18 protein-coding genes are annotated in these 25100 nt (G+C 64.8%); 14 read left to right on the forward strand and 4 right to left on the reverse strand.

The genetic code is table 11. The features are described 5' to 3' along the window. The first annotated feature begins 29 nt into the window (after positions 1-29). The 5 genes from drmD to drmC all read left to right on the forward strand — a co-directional run bounded on the left by drmD (position 30) and on the right by drmC (position 13762). Positions 30-3179 carry a DISARM system SNF2-like helicase DrmD gene (gene drmD, locus OG555_RS40920; protein ID WP_329479270.1) on the forward strand — a complete coding sequence of 1050 codons (3150 nt, stop codon included), beginning with the start codon at positions 30-32 and terminating at the stop codon, positions 3177-3179. Next, positions 3176-7267: an Eco57I restriction-modification methylase domain-containing protein gene (locus OG555_RS40925; RefSeq protein WP_329479272.1), complete on the forward strand. Its 4092-nt coding sequence runs from the start codon at positions 3176-3178 to the stop codon at positions 7265-7267. Before drmD ends, OG555_RS40925 begins: the two co-directional genes overlap by 4 nt. Continuing rightward, positions 7264-10962, forward strand: coding sequence for a DISARM system helicase DrmA (drmA, locus tag OG555_RS40930; RefSeq protein ID WP_329479273.1), 3699 nt, complete (start codon positions 7264-7266; stop codon positions 10960-10962). Before OG555_RS40925 ends, drmA begins: the two co-directional genes overlap by 4 nt. Then, positions 10959-13040, forward strand: coding sequence for a DrmB family protein (gene drmB / locus OG555_RS40935; protein ID WP_329479275.1), 2082 nt, complete (start codon positions 10959-10961; stop codon positions 13038-13040). The genes drmA and drmB overlap by 4 nt, the downstream gene beginning before the upstream one ends. A gap of 92 nt (positions 13041-13132) precedes the next feature. Continuing rightward, on the forward strand, positions 13133-13762 hold the full coding sequence (gene drmC, locus OG555_RS40940; RefSeq protein ID WP_329484937.1) for a DISARM system phospholipase D-like protein DrmC: 630 nt from the start codon (positions 13133-13135) through the stop codon (positions 13760-13762). Between the two features lie 72 nt (positions 13763-13834). Here drmC and OG555_RS40945 read toward each other — a convergent pair whose 3' ends face one another. Together OG555_RS40945 and OG555_RS40950 are read right to left on the reverse strand one after the other, a co-directional pair. Next, positions 13835-14338: an SAM-dependent methyltransferase gene (locus OG555_RS40945; protein ID WP_329479277.1), complete on the reverse strand. Its 504-nt coding sequence runs from the start codon at positions 14336-14338 to the stop codon at positions 13835-13837. 27 nt (positions 14339-14365) lie between these two features. Then, complete coding sequence (locus OG555_RS40950; RefSeq protein WP_329479279.1) at positions 14366-15727, reverse strand: hypothetical protein; 1362 nt, start codon at positions 15725-15727, stop codon at positions 14366-14368. Positions 15728-15993: 266 nt separating this feature from the next. On the opposite strand from OG555_RS40950, the gene OG555_RS40955 reads away from it, so the two are divergent. Continuing rightward, positions 15994-16182, forward strand: coding sequence for a hypothetical protein (locus tag OG555_RS40955; RefSeq protein ID WP_329479281.1), 189 nt, complete (start codon positions 15994-15996; stop codon positions 16180-16182). A 195-nt stretch (positions 16183-16377) separates the two neighbouring features. On the opposite strand, the gene OG555_RS40960 is transcribed toward OG555_RS40955, so the two are convergent. Continuing rightward, entirely contained in the window at positions 16378-16563 is a 186-nt protein-coding gene (locus OG555_RS40960; protein WP_329479283.1) for a hypothetical protein, read from the reverse strand. 9 nt (positions 16564-16572) lie between these two features. Between OG555_RS40960 and OG555_RS40965 the strand changes: the two genes are divergently transcribed. After that, positions 16573-16737 (forward strand): MvdC/MvdD family ATP grasp protein, encoded by a 165-nt coding sequence (locus OG555_RS40965; protein WP_329479285.1) that lies wholly within the window; start codon positions 16573-16575, stop codon positions 16735-16737. Positions 16738-17034: 297 nt separating this feature from the next. Here the strand turns inward: OG555_RS40965 and OG555_RS40970 are convergent, their stop codons facing one another. Further along, positions 17035-17748 carry a GntR family transcriptional regulator gene (locus OG555_RS40970; protein ID WP_329479287.1) on the reverse strand — a complete coding sequence of 238 codons (714 nt, stop codon included), beginning with the start codon at positions 17746-17748 and terminating at the stop codon, positions 17035-17037. 119 nt (positions 17749-17867) lie between these two features. On the opposite strand from OG555_RS40970, the gene OG555_RS40975 reads away from it, so the two are divergent. The 7 genes from OG555_RS40975 (at position 17868) to OG555_RS41005 (ending at position 25026) form a co-directional block, all read left to right on the forward strand. Further along, entirely contained in the window at positions 17868-19211 is a 1344-nt protein-coding gene (locus tag OG555_RS40975; protein ID WP_329479289.1) for an ABC transporter substrate-binding protein, read from the forward strand. Then, positions 19208-20140 carry a carbohydrate ABC transporter permease gene (locus OG555_RS40980; protein WP_329479291.1) on the forward strand — a complete coding sequence of 311 codons (933 nt, stop codon included), beginning with the start codon at positions 19208-19210 and terminating at the stop codon, positions 20138-20140. Before OG555_RS40975 ends, OG555_RS40980 begins: the two co-directional genes overlap by 4 nt. Continuing rightward, positions 20137-20949 carry a carbohydrate ABC transporter permease gene (locus OG555_RS40985; RefSeq protein WP_329479293.1) on the forward strand — a complete coding sequence of 271 codons (813 nt, stop codon included), beginning with the start codon at positions 20137-20139 and terminating at the stop codon, positions 20947-20949. The genes OG555_RS40980 and OG555_RS40985 overlap by 4 nt, the downstream gene beginning before the upstream one ends. A gap of 1 nt (position 20950) precedes the next feature. Continuing rightward, positions 20951-21724, forward strand: a complete 774-nt coding sequence (locus OG555_RS40990) for a 6-phosphogluconolactonase (RefSeq protein ID WP_329479295.1) — start codon at positions 20951-20953, stop codon at positions 21722-21724. Positions 21725-21728: 4 nt separating this feature from the next. Beyond that, entirely contained in the window at positions 21729-23015 is a 1287-nt protein-coding gene (locus OG555_RS40995; RefSeq protein WP_329479297.1) for a family 4 glycosyl hydrolase, read from the forward strand. A 12-nt stretch (positions 23016-23027) separates the two neighbouring features. Next, the gene (locus tag OG555_RS41000) at positions 23028-23993 is read left to right on the forward strand and encodes a hypothetical protein (protein WP_329479299.1); all 966 of its coding nucleotides are present in this window, start codon (positions 23028-23030) and stop codon (positions 23991-23993) included. Between the two features lie 118 nt (positions 23994-24111). Then, entirely contained in the window at positions 24112-25026 is a 915-nt protein-coding gene (locus OG555_RS41005) for an aldo/keto reductase (RefSeq protein ID WP_329479301.1), read from the forward strand. The last annotated feature ends 74 nt before the right edge of the window (positions 25027-25100 follow it).

The following is a 25100-nucleotide window of genomic DNA, read 5'->3' on the forward strand; positions in this document are numbered from 1 at the left end:
GATGAGTGCACTAGATGAAGGGGGACTCCGTGCCGTCAGCACTGCCCGAGGTTGGTCAGCTAGTAGATGTCCGCGGCGCCCGCTGGGTGGTCACCGACGTCACAGCCCAGGGTCTGCCCCGTTCCTCGGCCGACGATGGCTCGGCCGAGATCCAGCATGCCGTAGCCCTCCAGGCGATGGGAGACGACCGCTACGGCGATGAACTCCGAGTGGTCTGGGAGATCGAGGCCGGCACAAATCTCGTGCCGGAGCACGGCCTGCCACACACGTTAGATGCCGAACAGATCGATGATCCGGCCACACTCGCGGCCTTTGTGGATGCTCTCCGCTGGGGCGCCGTAACCTCTGCCGACCCGACTGCTTACCAAGCACCCTTTCGGAGCGGCGCAACCGTCGAGCCGTACCAGCTAGAGCCGCTCCGCCGCGCTCTGGCTGCCCCACGGACGAATCTCCTCCTGGCCGATGACGTCGGACTCGGCAAAACCATCGAGGCCGGCCTCGTCGTGCAGGAGCTACTGCTCCGTCACCGCGCACGGTCAGTGATCGTCGTCTGCCCAGCCGGCCTGGTCCTGAAGTGGCGGGACGAGATGGCCGAGAAGTTCGGGCTGTCCTTCGAGGTCATCAGCTCCGAGACTATGCGCGACGTACGTCGCCGGTACGGTGTCCACGCCAACCCGTTCGTCTTGTTCCCCCGCGTAATCGTGTCGATGTCGTGGCTCCCGGCTGCGCGAGCGCAACGTCTCTTGCAGGCCGCCTTCGATGTCGCCCGTCGGCGACCTTCGACGGACGGCTTCGCGTTCGACATCCTCGTTGTCGACGAGGCTCATCACGTCGCGCCTTCTGCCCCGCAGCACACCTCAGCGAAGCGCGCGTACGCGGTCGACTCCCAACGGACCCTGGCAGTTCGCGAACTTGCACGCATGTCGGAGCACCGACTGTTTCTCAGCGCGACCCCCCACAACGGCTATCAGGAGTCATTCACTGCTCTCCTCGAGATGGTCGACGAACACCGTTTCGCGCGCGGCGCGGAGATCGACCGCGTAGCTCTGGGCGAGGTTGCCGTCCGCCGCCTCAAGACGGATCTCGAAGACAGCCGATTCCGCCAACGCAAGGTCAAGGCCCTCCCCTACGCCCCTAGCGAGGACGAGGCCGAGACGTACGACCGACTCACTGAGCTGATCAACCGCCGCCAGCACGCTTCCCGCACGGCTCTCGGAAGTGCCGCCGACATCGCCGCACTGCTACTCAAGAAGCGATTCCTGTCTTCGCCCTGGGCGTTCGCAAAGACAGCGAGCGCCTATCTCGACGCGAGGCGGGACGGTCGTGAGCCGATGCTCCCGGAGTACGACGATGTGATGGGCGAGAACGCTGCCGACGACGAGGAGGGACGTGCAGCTCAGCCCGAACTCGACACCCTCCTGAGTACTCGTCGCGCGTTGCCGGAACTGCCCGCGCAAGATCTGACAGATCTTGAGATGTTGATCGCCTGGGGCGAGCGATACGAGGCGGCTCCCGACTCACGGCTTCGCGGGCTCATGACTTTCCTGGATGGCGTCACACGGCCCGCTGGCACCTGGTCCAACGAGCGCGTCATAGTCTTCACCGAGTACGTCGACACGCTCGAGTGGATGCAGTCGGTGCTGACCAGCGCCGGCTACGACTCGAAGCGATTGGCGGTGATCCATGGCCAGACCCCACAAGAAGACCGCGAAGCCATCCGCCGTCGTTTCAACGCCAATCCCGCCGAGCATCAGGTGCGCGTCCTTCTCGCCACCGATGCGGCGGGAGAGGGGATCGATCTGCAGCGGTACTGCCACCGCCTCGTCAACTTCGACGTCCCGTTCAATCCGAACCGGCTCGAGCAACGGATTGGCCGGATCGACCGCTACGGGCAGACCGAGACGCCTATCGCATGGCATTTCGCCCCTGACCGAGCGGGCGGCTCGGCCCTCGCCCAGGACATGGACCTCCTGCGGCGACTCACGAAGAAGATGCAGAACGTCCGCGCGGACCTCGGCTCAGCTAACCCAGTCCTGGCGCCCGACGTCGAGCGCGAGCTGCTCGGTAGGGCGGCTCGCCCCGCCCCGGCCGCGGACGCCTCTCAGAAGGCCGTCAACGAGCTGCTCAGCGGTGAGCGTCGTCTCTCTGGGGAGCTGACTCGCATAGCCAAGGAGCTGGGCTCTGTACGCGACAGGCTCCACCTGCATCCGTCCAACGTCCGCCGAGTGGTCGACACTGCGCTGGATCTGCAGAATCAGCCGAGGTTAGAGGAGATCGGTGATGATCGCACTGATGAACCGGTCTTCGCGGTGCCGCGCAGCATCGGACCGACCTGGCAGCTCGCGACAGACGATTTAGACGACCCACTAACCGGCGAGCATCGACCAATCAGTTTCGCGCCGGAAGTGTTTGCAGATGGACGGACAGACATCGTTCACGCCCACCTCGGCCACCCGCTCGTCCAACTCGCCACGCGGACATTGCGTCAGGAGCTGTGGCAGCCGCAGCCGTCGATCCGCCGCATGACAGCCGTTGTCGTCCCAGGCCTGCGGGACTCGTTCGCGGCAGCCGTGGCGCGGCTGGTCCTCGTCGGTGCGAGTGGCACTCGCCTGCACGAGGAAGTCTTTCTCGCCGGGACACGGCTTCGTCGTCGACAGGAGCTCGGTGAGGAACTGTCAGAGGAGCTTCTGGCGGCGACCCTGGATGGCGATCGGCTGATGAGCGTCCCCCAGGCAACGTTGCATCCGATCGTGCGGCGGTGGAACGCCGATGCCGACGACGCCGACGGGCTACGTGCTCGGGTCGAGCGTGCGGTTGAGACTCGCACGGATCGTCGACTGCGCGAGCTCGATGCTTCCCTGGTCGCGCGACGGGACGCGGATCTGGCGCGTGTCGACGCCACCTTCCAGCGCTTCGAGGACACCCTCACGAGGTCCCTGGCTCGTATGGAGCGGGAAGCCCGTGAGGCAGCGGACACGCTGTTCGAGCCCGACGGAAGTGCTGCACAGCGTCGACGTGACATCCGTGAGGTGCAGCGCCGCCTACACGTTCTTTCGGACGAACGCGCACGGGAACGGGACGCCGTTGAATCTCGCTACGCCCGGCCAACCCGACACGTGTTCACTGGGGCGCTCGTCTTCGCCCTCACGCCTGCAGACGCCGAGGAGGCTGCCAAGTGAGAGCACGCCAAGCACATCGCACCGAATACCCCTTCGCCTGGCTTGAGCTGGTCGAAACCGACGGCCCGTTCCTGTCCCGCCCTGCGCTGAAGGCTCACTTCCCCTCTGGCCTCTCTCGACCCGACGACACCGTGGATGGTGTCCGCGAGGCATTCCGTGCCGGCTTCACCGACTGGGAGCAGGCGTGGACGACATGGATGCGCACTGAGAACCGTATGGATGGCGCGCCGTTGACTCGTTACCTCGATGCCCGTGACGCCTGGATCCGCACCATGACCAACGATGTCCTGGAGTGGGGTGAGTACGCCCGCACCGGCGACAGCGCAGCTGTTCGAGCGTGGAACTTGGATCACTCCGTGAGTGTGTCGACTGCCGCTGTACTCGAAGCAGGTGGCAGCCCAGCGGCTTTGCTGTTGGTGGTTGACCCCACGGACGATCTCTCCGTCGCGGGGGTCGACGGGTGGTCAGCAAGTGCTGTCGACCGGGCCGCAGCGCTGTTGCGTGCTTCGGCCGAAGGCGATGGTGTGCGCATACCAGTGGCAGTCGTCACCGACGGTCGATGGTGGGCGCTGGTGTGGCAGAGCACCCAAGGAAGCACCGGCTCCGGCATCTTCGATGGCGCGCTCTTTCGCGAGGAGCCTGACTTGCGTGACGCATTCTGGGCCCTAGCGCGCCTCACATCTCTCGCTGGTGGGACGGTCGAACGGCGCCTCGCCGCACTGCTCGAGTCGAGCATCGCGAGCGCCGAAGAGATCACCGACGCGCTGGGCAACCAGGTCCGCGCCTCAGTCGAGCTGCTGGTGCAATCATTCTCCGCGTCCCACCTGCGCGCCATCGCTGACGGCGCAGAGTCGCCACTGCCGACCGACGGGCACGAGGTCTACGACGCCGCCGTCACAGCCATGATGCGGATCGTTTTCCTTCTCTTCGCCGAGGCCAACGAACTGCTACCGACCGAACAGCTGTACCGCGAGGCATACGCCATCTCCGAGGTCTTCGATCGCCTAGACGAGCGGCGCCGGCACGCGGTTGGCATCGAAGGTGACGAAGCCCTAGCAGCGACCTACGACACGTGGCACCGCCTGCTTGCGACGAGCCAGGCCCTCTACACCGGGGCGACATTCGAGGACCTGCGGATGCCCGCCTACGGTGGCTCGCTCTTCGACCCGGCCCGCTTTCCTTGGCTCACCGCAGCGAACGCCACCAGTGGCGGTCTACGCGTGCTCGTCGACGACCGAGTCATGTTCCACGTACTACGGTCGGTCCAGCACGCCCAGGTGGCTGGGGAGGATCGCCAGGTCTCCTTCCGCGAGCTCGACGTCGAGCAAATCGGCTATGTGTATGAGGGTCTGCTGGGCTACTCGGCCCGCTACACCGACGAGGTCATCGTCGGCCTGCAGGGCCCTGAGGCCGGTTCAGAGCCCGAGGTGGCGCTAGACGTATTGCACAACATCAACGACCAGGCGGACGAAGACCCGGAGCGCTTCGCCAAGCAACTCATCACATGGATCAAGAAAGATCAGTCCGGGGCCAGGACCCGCACGGCGCGCCAACTTGCCAAGGCGTACGCTAAGAGCGGCCAGGCCGCTACGGAAGACGAGGCCCGGCGCCGGCTTCGCCCCGTCGTAGGTGACGATGGCCTGGTCGAGGAACTAGTCGGTTACTACAGCCTGATGCGTTTGGACCCCCGAGAGCTTCCCTACGTAGTGCCTGCCGGTGGGCTACTTGTGGTCGAGACTCGATCACGTGCGACGTCCGGCACGCACTACACGCCTCGCTCGCTAGCGGAGGAGGTGGTGCTTCATACGCTCGAACCGCTCGTTTACTCGCCGGGTCCGCTCCAAACCGCGGACACAACGCGCTGGAAGCTGATCCCTTCGTCTCAGATCCTCGACCTCAAGGTCGCCGACATCGCAGTAGGGTCGGGTGCGTTTCTCGTGGCCGCCAGTCGATACTTGGGCGAGCGTCTCTTGGAGGCATGGGACGCCGAAGGCATCACACGGGATGATTCGACTACAGAACAGCGCAAGCGAAGGGGCGTGGAGGCCCGCCGGGAGGTGATCGCGCACTGCCTTTATGGCGCAGACATCAATCAGATGGCCGTCGAAATGTGCAAGCTCTCGCTCTGGCTGGTCTCCCTCGATCCTGACAGGCCGTTCTCCTTTGTAGACGACAAGATCTTCTGTGGTAACTCTCTGCTGGGAATCACCGAGCTACGCCAACTGCGCGGCCTGCATATCGACCCACCGCCGGCTCGCATGAGCAACCCCGGGTTCACGGTCGATGTCGATCTAGCCATCCAGCGAGCCACCGAAATTCGGCACCAGTTGGCCTCCCCGGTCACCGAGAACGATGCCATGCGATCAACTCGAGCCAAGCGTCAGTTGATGAAGCAACTTGGCCAACACCTCGGTCAATTGCGCAAGATCGGCGACGCTATCATTGCCGGAGGTCTGCTGCTCGGCGGCAAGAAGGGCAAGGCACTCGACGAGGCTTATGAGAACCTTTCTTACGCTCTGATGAATGCGAACCTCGGCGACCCCGCGATGCTAGAGGGGCTCATCGACCGCGGCCTCAGGCCAACAATCCAGACTGACTACGACCGATGGCAGCCACTGCACTGGGTGCTCGAGGTCCCGGACGTCATGATCGAGCATGGAGGTTTCGACGCGATCATCGGGAACCCGCCATTTCTCGGAGGTCAGAAGCTCACTGGGTCCATGGGTGAGAATGTGCGTGACTGGTTCGTCAATCAGCTCGCGGGCAATACCAAGGGAAGCGCTGACCTCGTCGCCTACTTCTTCCTCCGCGCGTTCTCCTTAATCAAAACCGATACTGGCCAGCTCGGACTCATCGCGACGAATACGATCGCGCAAGGCGACACCCGTGAGGTCGGTCTCGATCGTATGGCAGTGGCCGGCATGACGATCCGACGCGCGGTACAGAGTGCGTCCTGGCCGGCGCGGAGCGCGAACCTTGAGTATGCCGGGGTGTGGGGCAGCCGAGCGCCGCTGTTGGAAGACTCCTCCCGAGTCGCAGATGGCCTACTCGTTCGATCCATCTCGACGCTGCTCGAACCCAGTGGGCGAACGTCAGGGTCGCCTGTTCGGCTCGTCGAGAACTCAGGTATGGCGTTCATCGGCAGCTACGTTCTGGGGAAGGGTTTCGTCCTCTCCGAGGACGAGGCCGCACAACTCTTGGAGGCCAGTGCCCTCAATAGCGAGATCGTGTTCAGCTATCTGAACGGCGATGACCTCAACTCTCGACCGGATTCATCCGCCAGCCGATCGGTCATCGACTTCGGTACGCGGGATGCGGCAGCCGCATCACGGTACGAATTGGCCTGGCAGCGTGTCGAACGCCTTGTCCGTCCAGAGCGCGCCACGAACCCCCGGCGTCCACGCAGAGACTCATGGTGGCGATTCGCAGAACGCGCTGCCGGACTCTATCTCGCCATCGAAGGGCTCCATCACGTCCTTGCCATCGCACGAGTCAGCAAGACCGTGATGCCAGTACGTGTTCCCACCGGCCAGGTCTTCAGCGACCAGATCGTGGTGTTTGCGTCGGACGACTACGCGGATCAGGCTGTGCTGTCATCGAGCCTGCACCAGACCTGGGCGATCATGCACGGCTCATCCTTGGAGACTCGGGTCCGGTACACCCCGTCCGACGTCTTCGATACATTCGCGCGTCCAGCTCACGTAGACGATCTCAAGATCGTCGGCAAAATGCTCGACGAAGAGCGTGCCGAGATCATGCTGCGCCGCGGCCTCGGCATTACGAAGGTCTACAACCTCGTGAACGATCCAGACATAGACGGCGACGCGGACGTCGATCAACTACGCGAAATCCACGTCATGCTCGACGAGGCGGTTGTGCACGCCTACGGCTGGGAGGACGTCCCACTGGGCCACGGGTATCACACGTATCGGCAGATGGAGCGCTTCACTATCAGCCAGGCGGCGCGCGTCGAACTCCTCGACCGGCTGCTTGAGGAGAACCACCGCCGGGCGGCCACTCACGGTGAGGTCGGTGGTGTAGGCGAGAATACTGACGATTTCCAGGAAGGCGAAGGTGAGGGACTATGACGTTGACTGCAATGACATCGGCTGACGTCAGGGATGAGCTGCATCGCCTCCTTGTAGCAGATCTGGTCGGGCCGTGGGACGGCCGGACTGAAACAGTTGTGGGCAACCCTCGTGGCCGCTACCTGGTCGGTGCGCTGGCGCCAGTCAAGGTCGACACAACCGTTGGCATCGAGACTCCAGCCACGGCTCTGGACACGAAGTTGGACGACCTGCGCGCTGCAGAGGCTCCATTGATAGCCACGGTCGACGAGTCGAGCGGCGGTGTCCCAGAATCCGACGACCTCGAGGTAATTGAATCTGACGATCCGGAGGATGCTGACGACAAGGGTCCAGCATCCAAGCTGATCGCACCTTCCTCGATGGGCCTCCGATTCCGTATCGCATCCGGAGGTCCCGGGCTGGCCCTAACGGCTCGTTGGGGTGCATACGCGCCTCGGCGAGAGGCAGACGAGGAAGGTCGGACCCGGACCTATTACGACCGAACGCCCCATGACTGCCGGGTCAACGTGACGGCTGACAAACTCCGGCCGGGAGCTGATCTGGACCTGCCTGTTCTCGAACGTGATGGCGCGGTTGAGGTGTCCGTGAGCGTCGAGGTACTGGCGGACGGTGACGGGACGCTCATCATCGAGGTCGCTCTTCAGAATCGCCGGGTCACCGACGGAAACCTCCCGCCACGTCAGTGGCTGTTCCAGGCTGAGCTTGAAGTCGCAGCTGCTGACGACAGCAACGTCTTCCTCCCCATCCACGACGCTCTCGACGCATTGCCCCCCGGCCTGAACGATGAAGAGGAGCGGCTCGAACTGCTTTATCGCGATCGGCTCGAGTTCGCCATCGGCCGCACCTGCTCGGCGGCGTGGACCACAATCGACCCATCGATCGATGGCACATGGCGACCTGACCTCTCCGCCGGTGTTCGTACCGCGAATCGAGTGCGGACCACTTGGATGCCAGAGGCAGAGATCCCCCAGACCATCGCTTCCGGTGTCGACGGGACCCTCCTATCGATGGAGCGCTTGGCAGCAGCGTCACAGGCGGAAGTTGTCGAGGGGCTCACGCCGCTGATCAGCGGTTATCGCGAGTGGCTCGACGAGCGCGGGACCGACGCCATCGATCTTCCCGACCACCTTCGGGGCGTGGCGGAACTTGCCGTTGAGGACGCCGGGATCGCCGCCGATCGGCTCGCCGAAGGGCTCGCGCTACTCAGTTCGGACCAAGACGCCTTCCGTGCATTCCAGTTCATGAATCGCGTGATGGCGGATCAGCGCGTTCACAGCCAAGTCGCACAGGCCCGGTCCGAAGATGCCACCTTAGGTATCGCGGCTGCACTTGAGGAGGTGGTTGCCAAGGGCGAGGGCGCCGCATCCTGGCGACACTTTCAGATCGGCTTCATTCTCATGCAGCTACCGGCACTCACCGATCCGACCGCTCTGCGGCGTAGCAGCGACGATGCCCGCGCCGAACTGCTCTTCTTTCCCACTGGCGGCGGCAAGACCGAGGCCTACCTTGGCCTTGCGGCGTACACATTCGCGATCCGGCGCCTTCAGGGCGTCGTAAACTCGCTCGATGGGACGTTGGATGGGCGCGACGGTGTGGCCGTCCTCATGCGCTACACGTTGCGGCTGCTAACTACTCAGCAGTTCCAGCGCGCCACAGCTCTCGTGTGTGCTGCGGAATTGGTACGTCGCCGCGACCCGTCTACGTGGGGCACCGAACCGTTCCGGATCGGCCTTTGGGTTGGCAGCAACGTCAGTCCCAAGTCCTTCAACGAGGCTGAGGAACAGATCAGCGCAGCGCTCGCCACCGAAGGGCGGCCGTACGGCGTCACGGTCCTACAGCTCCAGCGCTGTCCATGGTGTGGCTCCCCAATCTCCCCCAAGCAACACATCCAACTCGACAGGGCACGTCGCCGGATTCTCGTGCACTGCGGCGCCAAGCTTGGCACTGAATGCCCCTTCGCCGAGGGTGGCCTCGTCGAGGATGGGCTGCCTATCCTCACAGTCGACGAGGAGATCTACCGGTTTCCGCCGACCTATCTCCTGGCGACGGTTGATAAGTTCGCCCGCATTGCCCGTGAAGGTCAAGCGGCGAGCCTCTTCGGCCACGTGGCTGAGCGTTGTCCGCGCCATGGCTATCGGCATCCTGACACCCCTGCGTCCATTTGCACGGGCTCAAGCCACAAGGCGGGCAACGGCCTGCCAAAGGTTGCAGTCCTGAAGACCGGCCGTCTGCGTCCCCCTGACCTCGTGATCCAGGACGAGCTCCACCTCATCACTGGTGCCCTCGGCACCGCTGTCGGCTTGTTCGAAGTCGCCGTCGACTCACTTTGCTGCTGGCAGTCTGGCGCTGACGCAGCGGCTGCGGCGCCAGTCCGGCCGCTCGTCGTCGCGTCCACAGCAACGAGCCGGAATGCTGAGGCACAGGTTCGCCGGCTTTACGGCCGAGGAATCGAGATCTTCCCGCCACAGGTGCTCGACATCGCCGACACGTACTTCTCAAAAGAGGTGCCGGTATCCGCCAAGCATCCCGGTCGGCGTTACCTCGGTGTCTGCGCGCATGGTGTGAAGCTCACCCTCGCCGAAATCAGGGTTAGCGAGATCCTCCTTCTAGCCGGCCAGAAGTTGCTCGACAAGCACGGCGAAGCGGCGGACCCGTACATGACGCTCGTCGGCTATTTCAGTGCTACTCGCGAGCTTGCCGGTATGCGGCGGTACCTAGATGATGACGTAACTACACGCATCACAAACCCCGACAGGGCTAGCGGCTACCCTCGCCGCGGGACATGGGGTCTCGAAATCGGTGAACTCACATCGCGCGTTTCGTCCACCGACATCACCAAGACACTGGATCGGCTCTCCGCTCCGTTTGACCCAGCCTGGGACACCACTCGGGCGCACAGCGATCAGTCCGCTCTTCGCAAGGCTGAGAAGGCGGTTCCAAAGCGAGCTGGGGATCGGCCATACGACGTCATCCTTGCCACCTCGATGCTCCAGGTTGGAGTCGACGTCGGGCGCCTCGGGCTGATGGTTGTCGTCGGGCAGCCAAAGAACACGGCGGAGTACATCCAGGCCTCCTCTCGCGTCGGCCGCGTGTCTGCCAAGCCAGGACTCGTCGTAACCCTGGCCAACCGGTCCAGGCCGCGCGACATGGCTCACTACGAACAGTTCGAGCACGACCACCGGACGTTCTACGCCCACGTCGAGGCGCTCTCCGTCACCCCCTATTCGGACAGCTCGCTGGAGCGCGGGCTCACCGGCGTACTCGTCTCGATCGCTCGCGTGCTGGACGTCGGGCACACGACGTCGTACTCGCCACAAGAAGGTGCCTGGAGCATCACCTCGCGGTTCGCGACGCTAGAGAATCTTGTCGATGTGATTGCTCGTCGGGCCGCGGGGTCGGGCGCAGATGACCGAGTGCAGGACATCAAGGACAAGCTCACACGTCGTCTCGACGCGTGGTACAAGAAGGCGAAGGCGGTTACTGCCATCAGCTACACCGGCAAGGGCAACGCCCTGCTGAGGAGTCCTGAGGACGGTCCGGCATTTGGTGACGATGCCTACCTACGGGTTGCGAACTCGATGCGCGAAGTACAGCCGGAAATCAGCCTTATCGTCCGCTCGTACGGTGACCGCATCGCTGAGCCAGACCCGCCCGATTCGCCGGCGTGGGTGTTCGACGCGGAGGTAGAAGCATGAGCCAGGTCTCGGGTCTGGCGCCGCACGGTGGCGAACCGGGCGGCGAGCTGAGTTATCTCGCCACGGCCGACGTCCTCGATCCGTTCGAGCACATGGACCAGGTCAAGCCGAAGAACTTCGGCCGAGTGGGTTCCGTGCGCCCGACCGCGCTGCTCTACACCGCAGGAATCGGCGCGTCGGTCGACCTACCTCACATCGCAGTTATGCCGCAGGGCCTCGATGCCTGGGAGCGCGCGTACGCTCAGATGGGTGGTCCACTTCAGGTATTCGAGCCGCGACTCATCGAAGCTGTCAAGGCTCAGCTAGGTCGCCAGGTGCGTGAGCTTCGCCGCCCGCCGCGCCAAGAGTTAGGCCCTCGTGAGGTGCCTAAGCTGGGCGTTCCAGCTGCAGCCTTCCCTCGCTGGCTGCGCTGCACCGGATGCGACCTCCTCGCCCCATTCGAGGGCGAGGGTGGCCCATTCACCTTCTTCAACACGATCGGCATGCGCCCGGACCAGGCACGATTCGTCCACAAGCAATGTCGCGGACGCAACAACAAGGGCAAGCCGCGCGACAGCGTCGCCGTACCAGCTCGCTATCTCGTCGCCTGCCTCAACGGGCACCTCGACGAATTCCCCTACACGGCATTCGTGCATCGAGCGCACGGTGGCACGTGGACCTGCGAAAAGACGCCAGGGGTCACCAACCCGGCGACCAAGCTGCGGATGCTCGAATGGCGTAGCAATATCGGTCCGGAGGTCCGCATCACCTGCGTCACATGCGGACTGACGCGGAGCATGCGTGAGCTCACTGGCACCGCAGGCGCCGAACGCATGCCTCATTGCCGCGGCCGCCATCCCCATCTCGGGACATTCGAAGCATGCGACGCGGAAACGAAACTCATGCTGCTCGGTGCCGCCAACCAGTGGTTCCCTGCCACGATCAGCCTGCTCGTCGTCCCGGAGAGTAAGGAGCTCAACGTCGCAGACGTCGCTGCGCGGCTCCAAGGTGTGGGTGCCGAGCTCCGGGCGATGGTGGCGTCAGAGGCGGCCGTCCCTATGTTCAAGATGCTGATTCTCAAGGACGGCCTGGACCTCACCGACGTCCCCGATCCAACTGTTTGGGAGGCCCTTGAGCTAGTCGCGGCGGGAGGCGACGTGGACTCCGGTCGGACGACACCGTACAGCCCCATCGAGCTGCGGGCGCCCGAGTGGCGCACGCTCATTCGCCCGGCCGATTTCGCTAGGCACGCACGTGAGAGCGACTTCCGGATCAGGGATGTGCTTGTTCCTCCAGGTCTGACCCCAGTCATACAGACCGTCGCAGCAGTCGACCGATTGAAGAAGGTCAACGCCTTCGTCGGATTCACCCGTGTCGACGCCTTCGAGCGAATCGGCGATGCCCCAGAACGACTAGCACCACTTGCACGGAAGAAGCCGACCTGGGTTCCAGCAACCGAAGACCACGGAGAGGGCGTATTTTTCCGACTGCGCGAGGACGTCATCGGGCCATGGGAGGACGCCGTCCGCGACTCCAAGCTGTGGGACGCTCATAGGGAGGCTCACAGGCGCAACGTCCAGCGTCGTACGAGCACCTCTGCGGCTCCCATCGATGCAGATGCCCGTCTCGAGCCACCTAGGTACTGGGCCGTCCACACACTCGCGCACCTGATCATCCGGCAGATGGCGCTTGACGCCGGCTACGGGTCCGCCTCGCTCGCAGAGCGGATCTACGCGTGGCGCGGCGCCGACGACCGCGACCCTGCAGCGGGCTTTCTCATCTCCACAACCTCACCGGACAGTGACGGGACGCTCGGCGGGCTCGTTGAACAGTCGGCGCCCGACGCTGTGGAACGCCTCGTCGCTCGCTCCATCGCACGAGCATCACGGTGTTCTTCGGACCCGGTGTGCTCCCATCGCGTACCCCGTGGCCAGGAAGACTTTCTTCACGGTGCTGCATGCCACTTCTGCACGTTTCTGTCTGAGACCTCGTGTGACAATGCCAACCGGTTCCTGGACCGCCGTCTACTTTTGACGCTCTACTCGAACCAGGTGACTGATTTGGGGGTCGCAGGTCTGCTGGACGGTCTGACGACGTGACCACCGTGGGTCTCGCGTCTCTGGAGCCGCTGGGCGCGCTCCTCGCTCCCACCGAGTTGCGCCGAGTGGCAGACAGCCTTGTGATCGACGGGATGCCTCGTCGTGCGGTGCGGAGCCTCGCGGCGGACAAGCGAGGGCAGGCGGAAGGACTCGTCCGGGAGATTCTCCAGGGTTTCACCAACAAGCACGCAGTAGCAGCGACACTGCGGGCGATAGCCGCGACAGCGGAGCGGGTGCCAACTCCACCGACTCTCGTTTGGAGCGGACCACAGTTGCCTGGTGACTCGGTTCGCACGACATCGGCGATCGTACGTCTCATCGACGAAGCCGAAGAGTCGGTTCTCGCATCCACGTACTCGGGCACAGCGACTGCGCCGTTCGTCCAGGCGTTGCTGCGTGCCGCACGGCGAAAGTTGTCCATCACCGTCATCGCCGACGTGAGCCAGCAAAAGGACTGCGCAGAGGCCATCAGAGGTGCCGTACCGCGTGCACGAGTTCTCGGCTTCCACGACAGCGTGACTGGCACCGCACGCATGCAGCACTCGAAGGTCCTCGTGATCGACGGCCACACCGCCCTCGTGACCAGTGCGAACTTGTCCTACGCGGCGGTCGAGAAGAACCTTGAGGCAGGGCTCCTAGTTCACGACACGTCGATCGCAAGCCAAATTACTCGCCGATTTGCGGACCTCCAGGCCGCCGGCAGCCTCCGCGATCTGGCCTGATGCTCCCTCAGGTGATTACGGGCCTGAATGCGGCGGTCGACTGTGAGCACGGCACCGAACTCGAACCCCTGCTCAGTGTCGAAGATCGCGGCCAGCGCTCTCCGATGGAGCGAAGTAGTCGGTCAGCATCTCGGTCGTCCAGGAGGGTTGGCGACTCTCGCCTCGGGGGGCGAATTCGGCGAACCAGGGTTTGATGTCGAGGATGGGCGTGCCGTCGACCGCGTCGAGGTCTTCCACTATGAGGTCGAGGCCGTCGACCTTCAGGAGGCGGCAGCGTGAGACACCGAGCCAGTTGACCCGGCGCATGTTGCGGTGTCCGAAGATTCCGACTTCGGGCCAGTCTGGGTTGTCCCGTGAGCGCCGCGCTCCCAGGTTGAGATCGTCTTGGTCCGTTAGGTGGAAGTGGAACACGATCTCGAGGTGTGAGAAGTCCTCCAGCCCTCGGGTGGATTCCTCGGTGAACCTCTGGCCGTCGATGCGGATGATCGCCTGGGTTCCGCCCCAGTAGTCGTCGGTCGGTTGTGCGCGCCCACCGACGAGGTAGGCAACAGGCTCCACAGTGATGGGCTGACTCATACGATCCTCTCTGTCGTCGCCGCGGAGTCATCGGCCCGCGGCCGCAAGGTAACGAGCCGCACGGCTGTCCAACTCGGCGACGGAACGAATTCCTCTAGCACGATAGACCGAGAGACTTGAGCGCATATCCCGCACGACCTGCCTGGCCCGCGCTGATTGGACGCCGTCCATGACGTCGAGGGCTTCGGACCAGGTGCCGCAGGCCTCATCGAGGTTGCCGCTTCGCGCCTGAACCGAGCCAAGGTAGCCCAACGTCACTGCGTGGGTCCTGGTGAAGGTCGCCGCCTTGCGGGTTCGACCGCTGCGCTGGAATTCTCGGACGGCCCCCTTCAGGTCGCCCAGGTCGCGCAAAGTGCAGGCGGTTTCGTGCGCGAGGCTGGCTTCACCGAAGAAGAACACTCGACCGGGTTCGTCGTCTCCGGGACTCGCGGATGAGAGGTCAGCCTCGGCGCGAAGGAGCGCTCGCGCGGCTGCTGCCTTCTGGCCATCCGCGGCCAACGCACGAGCGTGCACGACTCCGATCAGTGCTCGTTCCCTCGGCGAGGCCGCCGAGTACCGCGTTCCCGCGATCGAGCCCTCCGCGACATGGACGGCCTGTCTGCCGTGGCCTAGGTCAACCGCCTGATGCGCCATCGCCCGAAGAACATGTCCTGCCAGAGGTGGATCGTCCGCCTCAGCCGCCAACTTCACGGCGACAGCGAAGTATTGCTGCGCGATGGCGTGCTCGCCGTTGTCGAACGCCATCCAGCCCACCAGATACGCCAGTTCACCAGCAGTCGCGAACATGCCGCGTCGTACGGCTGGGTCGGCGTACGACGCCCGTAGATACCCCGCCACGTCGGACGTCAAGTACTGCACGACGGCTGTGCGCGCATGACCGCCACCGCGTCGTTGGTCGATCCGAGTGAACAGTTCGACTGTCTCGCGCACAGCCTCAAGGTCGCCGGCGCCTGCCGATCGCGCGCCCGTCGACCGGCCCTCAGCTGTCCGGACCATCCGGTTCCACCAAGATTCGCCGGGGAGCACGAGACCGGCGACCGAATAGCCGGTTGCCCGCAGAATCGACCTGCGCTCGACATCCAAGGTGCCTCTCCCGAGATCGACAAGCGTCGCAAGGGTATCCGCATCCCAATCGAGCACTGGCATAGCATCGGCATCTGTGAGACCGATCTCGGCTGTCGTCACTGTTCGGCCAAGACGGCGTGTCAGGGTTTCCGCCAGAATGTCAGGTGCCGCCGCCGAAGGGACCGTGCCGGCCACCCAGTGGGAGATATGAGATCGGCCGATGCCGGCGAGGCCGTGAGCGCCGCGCTCAGCCGCGACTCGGCCGAACGCAATCGCGACCTGGGCATGTGACCACTGCGCCTCGGCGATCACCGCAGCGAGCATCTCGTTTCGTTGCCGTCCCCGGGACACCGAATCCTCCCAAGCCACCCGGAGCCATTGGTCCGGCGCGGCGTTCACCGCTTTCACCGCACCCGCGTTGCGTCGCGGGTTCCGACTCACCGTAGCCGATGGTTCGCTGTATGACATCCGACTCACAAAGCTGTGAAGGGACGACTCAGCGTGATCGCTGAAATGTGGGCGCTCCTCATCGTCGCCGCCGTGCTCGCCGTCTTGATGGTTCGCGATCTCATCAAGGACGTAAAGGATCGATGACCACCGCTGAGCTGGCCGGCACCGAACGCCGAGTACGTGTTTGGTTCGGGGAGCACGTGATCGTGGACCATGTCTGCGAACCGGCGTCTGCGGCTCGGTTCGAGCGTGCGATGCAACAGCGATTCGCCAGCCTTCGGGTGACCAACGAGCCGGCGCGGTTTCTCAGCTCCGGCGGCGCGGGATGAGTCATCACAAACGCGCCGTTCCCTCACGACCGTCCCGTCTGAGCTCACACGCCCTGTGCAGCCGTCTGACGACTCAGACGGGGACCAAAGACCGGCTGGCAGGCGTGCCGGATCCCTGACGCCCGCGTCTGTCAGCCGTTCCAGCCATCAACAACGAGGAGGATGCCATGAGCAACGTTGTTCGTTCGGGGTTCGTCACCTGTCGTCGCCGGCCGAGGCGAAGTCACTGGAGCTGCCGATGTCGTAGAGCGCCGATCTGCAGTTGAACGCGTCCGCGACCGGCAATCCGTACCACCCGATCGCGGCAGCGTTGCCGGAGACGAACACCGAGACGCCCATTCCGGGTGGACAGCGGCCGGGGTCGGACAAGTCCACGGACAACTACTGATCGTGGGAACCATCCTGGTGTTAACCGGTCGCGATGACCTGACCGCGGATGCCGTCGAGGACGAGCTATCGAGTCGTGGCGCCTCCGTCGTCCGCTACGACACGGCGGACTTCCCGCTCGCGGTCGCCATTCACGCTCGCGATGAGGCCGCGAAGCTCGGCTGGTGAACTGACTGCGCATTGCTGACCTACGAGCCTGTCGAGGTGCCGGTCGATGTCGAGAAGGGCATTCGGCTGCCGATAGGCGTGGACAGTTGTTTTCGCGCACGGGCGGTCGCAGGGGTGGTTGATGGCGCGCGACGCGCAGGAGCGCGCGGCACCTTGGCGGCAGCCCGCAGGTCGCCGGCGGTAGCTGGCATGGGTACACCGGCGATGAGCCGGGGGGTGGGTGGGAGCGCGCGAAGCGGGCGTGACGAGGAGCGGAGCGACGAGGAACGCGTGCGTAGCCCGCGTGGGTCAGACCCATTACCGGGTTAGGTCGGCGGTGAATTGGTAGGCGTCGCCTCGGTAGTGGTTGGTGCCCGAGAGGAGGGGCGTGGTGTCTTGGGTGAAGGCTATTTCGGTGGCGACCAGGATGGCGCCTCCGGCGGGGAGGTTCAGGAGCGTGGCGAGGGTGGCGTCGGCGTTCTGGGCCTGGACGGTGTAGCGGGAGTAGGAGAACTCGATGCCGTGGTCCGAGAAGAGTTCATAGAGGGACGCGTCGGTTAGGTCGACGGTGGTCAGCCAGGGGGCGATGGCGACCGGGATGACGAGGTCCTCGACGGTCACCGGTCGGCCGTCCATGCCTCTGAGCCGGCGGATCGCGACGATGGGGGTCGTGGGCGCGAGGTGCAGACGGTGCGCCTCGTCGAGGGTGGCGGGGCGTTCGCGGCGGTCGAGGAGTTCGGAGCTGGGGCGGAAGCCGAGGTCATGAGCCATCTCGGTGAAGGACTGGAGTCGGCTCGGAGGTTCGCGGAGTACGAGGTCGCGGACATACCAACCTCGTTGGGGTGACGGGAGGATCAGGCCGTCGTCGGATGCGGCCTGGAAGCCGGCCCGGACGGTCATGCGGCTGAGGCCGGTTTCGAGGGCGAACTGGCGTTCGCTCGGCAGCCTGCTTCCGCTCGGATATCGCCCGCTGACGATGCCCTCGTGGATCCGTTTCTTGACACGCTCAACCGCGGGTTCTGCTGCTGTCACGGGACTTACTATACCAGTTTCGCCATCCAACTGCGCTCGAAATAGCCAACTGGTTGGGACTGGCATAACTGGTTTCGGAGTCGTAGGGTGGTTGGAAAGTCACGGACGAAGGAGTCACGATGGTTACCAGGCGGACGGTGTTGAAGTCGGGGGCAGCGCTCGGCCTGTTCACTTTTGCTGGTTGCGCGCCACAGGGCACCAAGGCGAGCAGTGCCCCGTCCGCGCCGGCCACGTCGATCGACGTCGCCAAGGCCGGCGCGGTGACGCTGTCGATGCTGGACTGGTGGTCCGGCGATGCCGCTCAGTGGGTGGCCAACGCGGTGAAGGCGTACCAGCAGAAGTACCCGAACGTGACGATCAAGCGCACGTCCGTCGACTGGGGTCAGCTGACCCAGACGGCCAACCTGCGGTTGAAGGAGAAGAACCCGCCGGACATCATCACGGTCAACAACGGCTGGCAGTCCCTGGGCACGTTGTCCAAGGCGGGACTGGTCCTCAACCTGGACGGCTACTCGAAGGCGTTCGGCTGGGACAAGTTCCCGAGCACGATCCTGCGGCAGACCCAGTTCACGTCGGACGGCAAGGAGATGGGCTCCGGATCGCTGTTCGCCACACCGGTCGCCAGCTCGTCGTTGATCGGCCTCTACTACAACAAGACAGTGCTGGACCGGATCGGCGCCACCGTGCCCACCGACCTCGCGTCCTTCGAGGCCGCGTGTGAGAAGGCCAAGGCCGCGGGCGTCGTACCGATCGGCTACGGGTCGCAGGACAAGGGTTCGTCGACGGCGATCCTGCTGGCGCTGCAGGATCTGTTCGGCGATCAGAAGAAGATCAACGACTTCGTCTACTCGACGGGAGCCGTGAAGGCCGGCGACATCGGGCTGTCGGAGGCGGCCGAGCGCCTGAAGTCGTACCAGGCCAAGAGCTGGCTGACGCCGAACCATGCCGGCATCCAGTACGCCGACGCGATCGACGCGTTCCTCAAGGGGAAGTCCGCGTTCCGCTTCGAGTACACGGGAACGCTGGCCTTCAAGGGTGCCCAGAAGCAGGAGTACGGGTACGTCCAACTCCCCCAGGCCACTGGTGGGAAGGTCGTAGGTACGGGCGCATCCACCGCCGTCGCGCTCGGCTCGAAGTGCGCGCACCCGGATGTCGCCGCCTCGTTCCTCGACTTCCTCGCGGGCCCGCAGACCGCGCAGTACGTCGTCGAGAACGGCTTCCTCCCTCTGCTCAACGACGTCAAGGCACCGACGGACAACGCCGAGTTCGGCACGGAGATCGCCGGTCAGCGGTCGCTGGACAAGGACAACGGCTACGTCCCGTACTTCGACTGGTCGACGCCCTCGATGCTGGACACCCTCGGCGGTCAGGTCCAGTTGCTGCTGGCCGGCCGGAGCGCGCCTGACGAGTTGGTCAAGGCGGTTCAGGCCGACTACGACAAGTTCCAGGCCGGACGACGATGACTGTTCAGACCTCTCGTCTGGCGGTCGGCGCGAAACCGAGGTCGCGAACGGCCTCGAGGCAGGCCCAAAAGAGGCGCTGGATCGGGCTGCTCTACCTGTCGCCCGCCCTCCTGCTGTACGGCGCAATCGTCCTGGTACCGCTGCTCCAGACGGTCAACTACTCGTTCTACAAGTGGGACGGCGTCAGCGAGCCGTCGTGGGTCGGACTCCAGAACTACCTCGAGTTCGGACGCGACCCACGGATGTACGCCGCCTTCGGACATGTCCTGGTCCTGATCCTCATGTTCGGCCTGATACCGCTCGGCCTCGGGTTGATCAGTGCCGCCTTGCTCAGCCGCGCGAAGATCCGTGGCGAGGGCATCTACCGCTGGTTCCTCTTCCTCCCGCAGGTGCTGACGAGTGTCGTCGTGGCGATCATCTGGAAACGCATCTACGCGCCTGATGGTCCCTTGAACGGCGCACTGCGCTGGGTCGGCCTGGACCACCTGACCCGCAACTGGCTCGGGGACTTCACCTGGGCCCTCCCGTCGCTCGGCATGATCGGTGTCTGGGGTGGCTTCGGGTTCACGATGGTGCTGTTCCTCGCCGGCATCCTGGCCATCCCGGACGAGCTCTATGAGGCCGCGCGGCTGGACGGTTCGACGCGGTGGCAGGAGTTCAGGCTGATCACCCTCCCCAGCCTGCGCGGCCAGATGGCCATCGCACTGACCCTGACCATCACCGGCGCCCTGCGGACCTTCGACATGGTCTACATCACGACCCAGGGCGGCCCGGGGACTGCCACCACTACCCCGGCGCTTCTCCTGTACCAGTTGGCCTTCGTCAACCCGGATGTCGGCAAGGCCTCCGCGACCGGGGTGGTCCTGGCCGTCCTGTGCCTCGGCATCGCGGTCGGCATCACAAGGATCATGGAGAACAAAGACCGATGATCTCCAGGTACGAGCGCGCCACGAACTACGTGATCGTCATCGCGCTGACGATCGGGGTGCTGTTCCCCGTCGCGTGGTTCGTCCTGACCTCCCTCAGCCCGAACACCTCGGGCGCACTGGACTTCTCGCAGATTGCGTGGAGCAACTTCGGGGCGGCCTGGCACGACGGGAACCTCGCCCACTCGATGTACGCGTCCCTGGTCATCACGGTGTCCGCCGTCATCGGACAGACCGTGCTCGCCGTCCTGTCCGGCTACGCGTTCGGCATCCTCGGAGTGGTCGGCGAGCGGTTCCTCTTCCCGGTCATCCTACTGGGGATGATGGTCTCCACCGAAGTGATCGTCATCCCCTTGTACTACGAGTTCCAGAACATCGGCCTTACCAACTCGTGGCTGGGACTGGTCATCATCCAGCTCGGCATGGGAGTTCCGTTCGGGACCTATTGGATGCGGGCGACGTTCCGAGCGCTCCCCCGCTCGGTGATGGACTCCGCCGCTGTCGACGGAGCCAGCGTGTGGAGCACCCTGTGGCGCATCCTCGTCCCGATGGCTCGTCCGGCGGTCCTCACCCTGGTCCTCCTGTCGTTCATGTGGACCTGGAACGACTTCTTCCTGTCGCTGATCTTCCTCGGCGATCCCGAGAAGCAGACCGCGACCGTTGCCCTCGGCGCCTTTCAGGGCCGGCACGTGCTGCAGGTCAACCTGATGGCCGCCGGCTCGCTGATCGTGTCGCTGCCGGTCGTGGCTCTCTATCTGTTCTTCCAGCGTGAGTTCATCAGCGGCGTCATGGCCGGCGCGGTCAAGGAGTGACGTGGCGACACCTATAACCGTGCTGTCCTCTGCTGCCCAGATCGGCGAAGTCGTGGCCGAGCAGATTCTGGACCGGCTTGCCGCCGCGGATCGGTACGTCGTCGGCTTTCCCGCCGGTCGCAGTGCGACGCCAGTCGCCGCCGCATTGGGCCGACTGGCGCTTCAGCGCGGGGTCCGCGTGGACGGCCTGCAGGTGGTGATGATGGACGAGTACGTCACGGGGCAAGCCGGACAATGGGAGCTGCTGTCCCCCAGCACGCCGCACAGCTGCATCGGCTGGGCCCAACGAAATCTGCTAGGCCCCCTTGGACTTCGTCAGGACAGTCTCGTCGCCCCCGACCCCAACGAGCCCGGCGCCCTCGAGCATGAAGTGCTTGCTCTGGGCGGCATCGATCTCTTCCTGCTCGCCAGTGGCCAGGGCGACGGTCACGTCGCTCTCAACGGACCAGGTACGCCGCGGGACGCGCCGACCCGGGTCGTGAAGTTGCCCGAGTCGACGCGGAGAGACAACCTGTCCACTTTCCCGCATCTACAGTCCCCAGCCGACGTCCCGACGTACGGCGTCACGATCGGTACGGCGGAACTGGCCGAGCTCTCGCATTCCGTGGCGATGCTCCTGTGGGGACCCAACAAGGCGTATGCCTTCGACCGGGTTCGCCAGGCCGACAGCTACGACCCGATGTGGCCGGCAACGATCGTCCACGACTGCCGCAACGCCCTCATCTACGCGGACGAAGAAGCCGCACCCAAGTCAGAACGAGAAGGGGTCTCATAAAGACATGGCTCGAATCAAGATGGCCTACATCGGCGGAGGATCCTCCAGAGCGGCCGGCACCATGGCCTCGTTCTTGTGGCACGGACCGGAGTTCGCGGGTTCGGAGGTGGTGCTCATCGACCAGGACCCGGAGCGCCTGGAGACCGTACGCCGCATCGCCGAGAAGCTCGCTGTGGAAGGCGGTGACAACATCACCGTCACGGCGACGACGGATCAGCGCGCCGGACTGGCTGACGTCGACGCCGTACTGACCAGCTTCCGTCCCGGCAACTTCGCCGCCCGCGCGCTCGACGAGCGCATTCCGCTCAAGCACGGCGTGATCGGGCAAGAGACCCAGGGGCCCGGTGGGTTCTTCATGGCACTGCGCTCCATCAACGACATGCGCAGCATCACCGATGACCTGCAGGCAGTTGCCCCAGGCGCGGTGATCTTCAACTACACCAACCCGGTCAACATCGTGTCCCAGGCGGTCGCGGACTACACGCCCGTCCCGATCTACTCGATGTGCGAGGGGCCGATCGTGTTCCCGCCCGTCGTACTCAGGGCGGCCGGGCTCGACCCTGATCGTGCCAAGGTCACCATGGCCGGTGTCAACCACAACTGCTGGAGCTACGAGCACCTGTACGACGGCGAGGACGTCATGCCGCTGCTCGACGCGGCCTGGGAAGCCCGCAAGGACGACCCGACCCTCGATGCCAACTCGAAGCGGGCGCTGCACCTTGCCGTGGTGATGCGCTCCATTCCGTCGGACTACTTCAACTACTACTACTTCCGTAACGAGGTGTTCCGAGACCAGCAGGCCGCGCCTCGAACCCGCTCGGAAGTCATCATGAACGCGGTTCCCGGGTACTGGGATCACTACCGCGAGCAGGCCGAGTCCAGCCATCCGCACCTCGATCCGGCCCGGTCGCGGGGCGGGATCCACGAGCTCGAGCTGGCGATCGACGTGATGAGTGCCTACTACAACGACACGGGCGCACGTCTGCCTGTCAACCTTCCTAATGTTGACAATGCGCTCCCGGGCTTCGACGCGGAGACCGTCGTCGAGGTCTACTGCACCGTGAACCGCAAGGGCTGCCACATCGACCCGCAACAGCCGCTGCCGCTTGCTGTTCGGGGCATCACGCGTCAGCTCGGCCGACTACCAGATGCTGGCAGCGAAGGCTGCGTGGGAGGGCACCCGCGCCGACGCGATCCGGGCGCTCATCGCGAACCCGTTGGTGCCCGATCTGTCGGTCGCGGAGCACTTGTACGACGAGATGGCCGCGGCGCACGCGGCGTACCTGCCTGAAAGACTTCTGAGGTGACAGACCTCTTTCTCGCTGTCGACGCCGGCAACACCAAGACCTGGGCGGGGTTGACGACGGCCGACGGTGACCTCGTCGGCCTCGCCCGGGGCGGTGTCGGCGACATCTACGCGCCGGCCGGGCCGGAGGCCGCCAAAGCAGTCGTCCTCGGCCTCGTCGGCGATGTACTCGACTCCGCGGGCATCGGGCCGTCCCAAGTCAGGCATGCGGCCTTCCGGTTGGCGGGTGTCGACTGGCCCGTCGACGAACAGTTCTGGAATGCGGCGCTGGGCGGCCTCTTCGATAAGGGGGCCTTCAGCATCAAGAACGACGGTTTCGCGCTGATTCGGTGCGGCCGGCTCGATGGACAGGGTGTCTCCGTCGTACTCGGCACCGGGGCCGCACTGGCCGGCCGGGGTCCGTTGAGAGAGTGGGCGCTGTCGTGGTGGCTGCAGCACCCGCTCGGCGGCGCCGGTCTGGTGAGTGAGGCGTTGCGAGCGGTCTATCTTTCCCAGCTCGGGATGGCTGAGTCGACGAAGCTCACCGCTGTACTTCCGCCGCTGTTCGGAGCATCGACTCCGGAGGAGATGCTTGAGACGACCACCGCGCGAGGCAACGCGTTCACCTTTGCGGCTCTTGCGGCGTACGCCCCGTCAGTTCTGGAGCTCATCGATGACGACCCGGTGGTGGCCGAGCTTGTCGACACGCAGACGGAACGCCTGGCCGACTACATCCTCAGCCTCGCCCGCGCTTGTGGGCTGGCCGATCCTGTCACAGTGGTTGTCGGCGGCGGTCTCGTCCGCGAGCAGGATGCGCCCCTGTTCGCCGCGCTTCGCCGTACGTGCGAGCGCCGCGGTCTCGACCTCGATCTTCAGCACACGCACGACCCCGCCCTCGTGGGACCGCTGCTGGATGCGATCGCTGAAGGTGGCGCCATCCCGACCGAAGTGGTCCGGAGCAGGTTGACTCAGAAGCTCAAGTGATGGCACTGACCTGATTATTTTGTTGGAAGAGTCGGCGCCGGCGAGCAAGGGTGGGGGTATGGACTTCACTCATCTTGGGCGTACTGGTTTGTCGGTTAGTCGGATCGTGTTGGGGACGATGAACTTCGGTCCTCACACCGAGGTGGGGGACGCGCACGCGATCATGGACGCGGCGCATGACAAGGGCATCAACTTCTTCGACACGGCCAACGGGTACGGGCGGGCCATCTACCCGGGTCGCACGGAGGAGATCATCGGCGAGTGGTTCGCGAAGGACCCGGCGCGCCGGCACAAGACCGTGCTGGCCACCAAGGTCTACGGCGACATGGGCGAGGGATGGCCGAACGAAGGGAAGCTGTCGGCGCTCAACATCCGGCGCGCGCTCGACGCGTCGCTGAAGCGGCTGCAGACGGACTACGTCGACCTGTACCAGTTCCACCACGTGGACCGCGCAACGCCGTGGGACGAGATCTGGCAGGCGATCGAGGTCGCGATCCAGCAGGGCAAGATCCTGTACGCCGGATCCAGCAACTTCGCGGGTTGGCACATCGCGCAGGCCCAGGAGGCCGCGGCGCGACGCAACTACATCGGCCTGGTCAGCGAGCAGTCGATCTACAACCTGCTGGTGCGCGATGTGGAGCGCGAGGTGCTGCCGGCCGCGCAGGAGTACGGCCTCGGCGTGATCCCGTGGTCGCCGCTGCAGGGCGGTCTGCTCGGCGGTGTCGTCCGCAAGGAGAACGAGGGCGTACGCCGCCTCGAGGGCCGCGCCAAGGAGACACTCGAAAGGCTCCGCCCGCAGATCGAGCAGTACGAGGCCTTCGCGGACGAGCTCGGCCACGAGCCCGGTGAGCTCGCGCTGGCCTGGCTGCTGCACCAGCCGGCCGTGACCGGTCCGATCGTCGGCCCACGGACGATGGAGCAGCTCGAGTCCGCCGTACGCGCGGTCGACATCAAGCTCGATGACAAGGCCCTCGCCCGCCTCGACGAGATCTTCCCCGGCTACAAGACCTCCCCCGAGGACTACGCCTGGTAAGAGACCGGCGAAGCATCGCCCGTGCGCAAGTACAGCGGCGTACGGGCGATGCGCGCTCCTAGGTCGGCCCGCCG

This window comes from Kribbella sp. NBC_01484, assembly GCF_036227145.1.
Taxonomy (GTDB): Bacteria; Actinomycetota; Actinomycetes; order Propionibacteriales; family Kribbellaceae; genus Kribbella.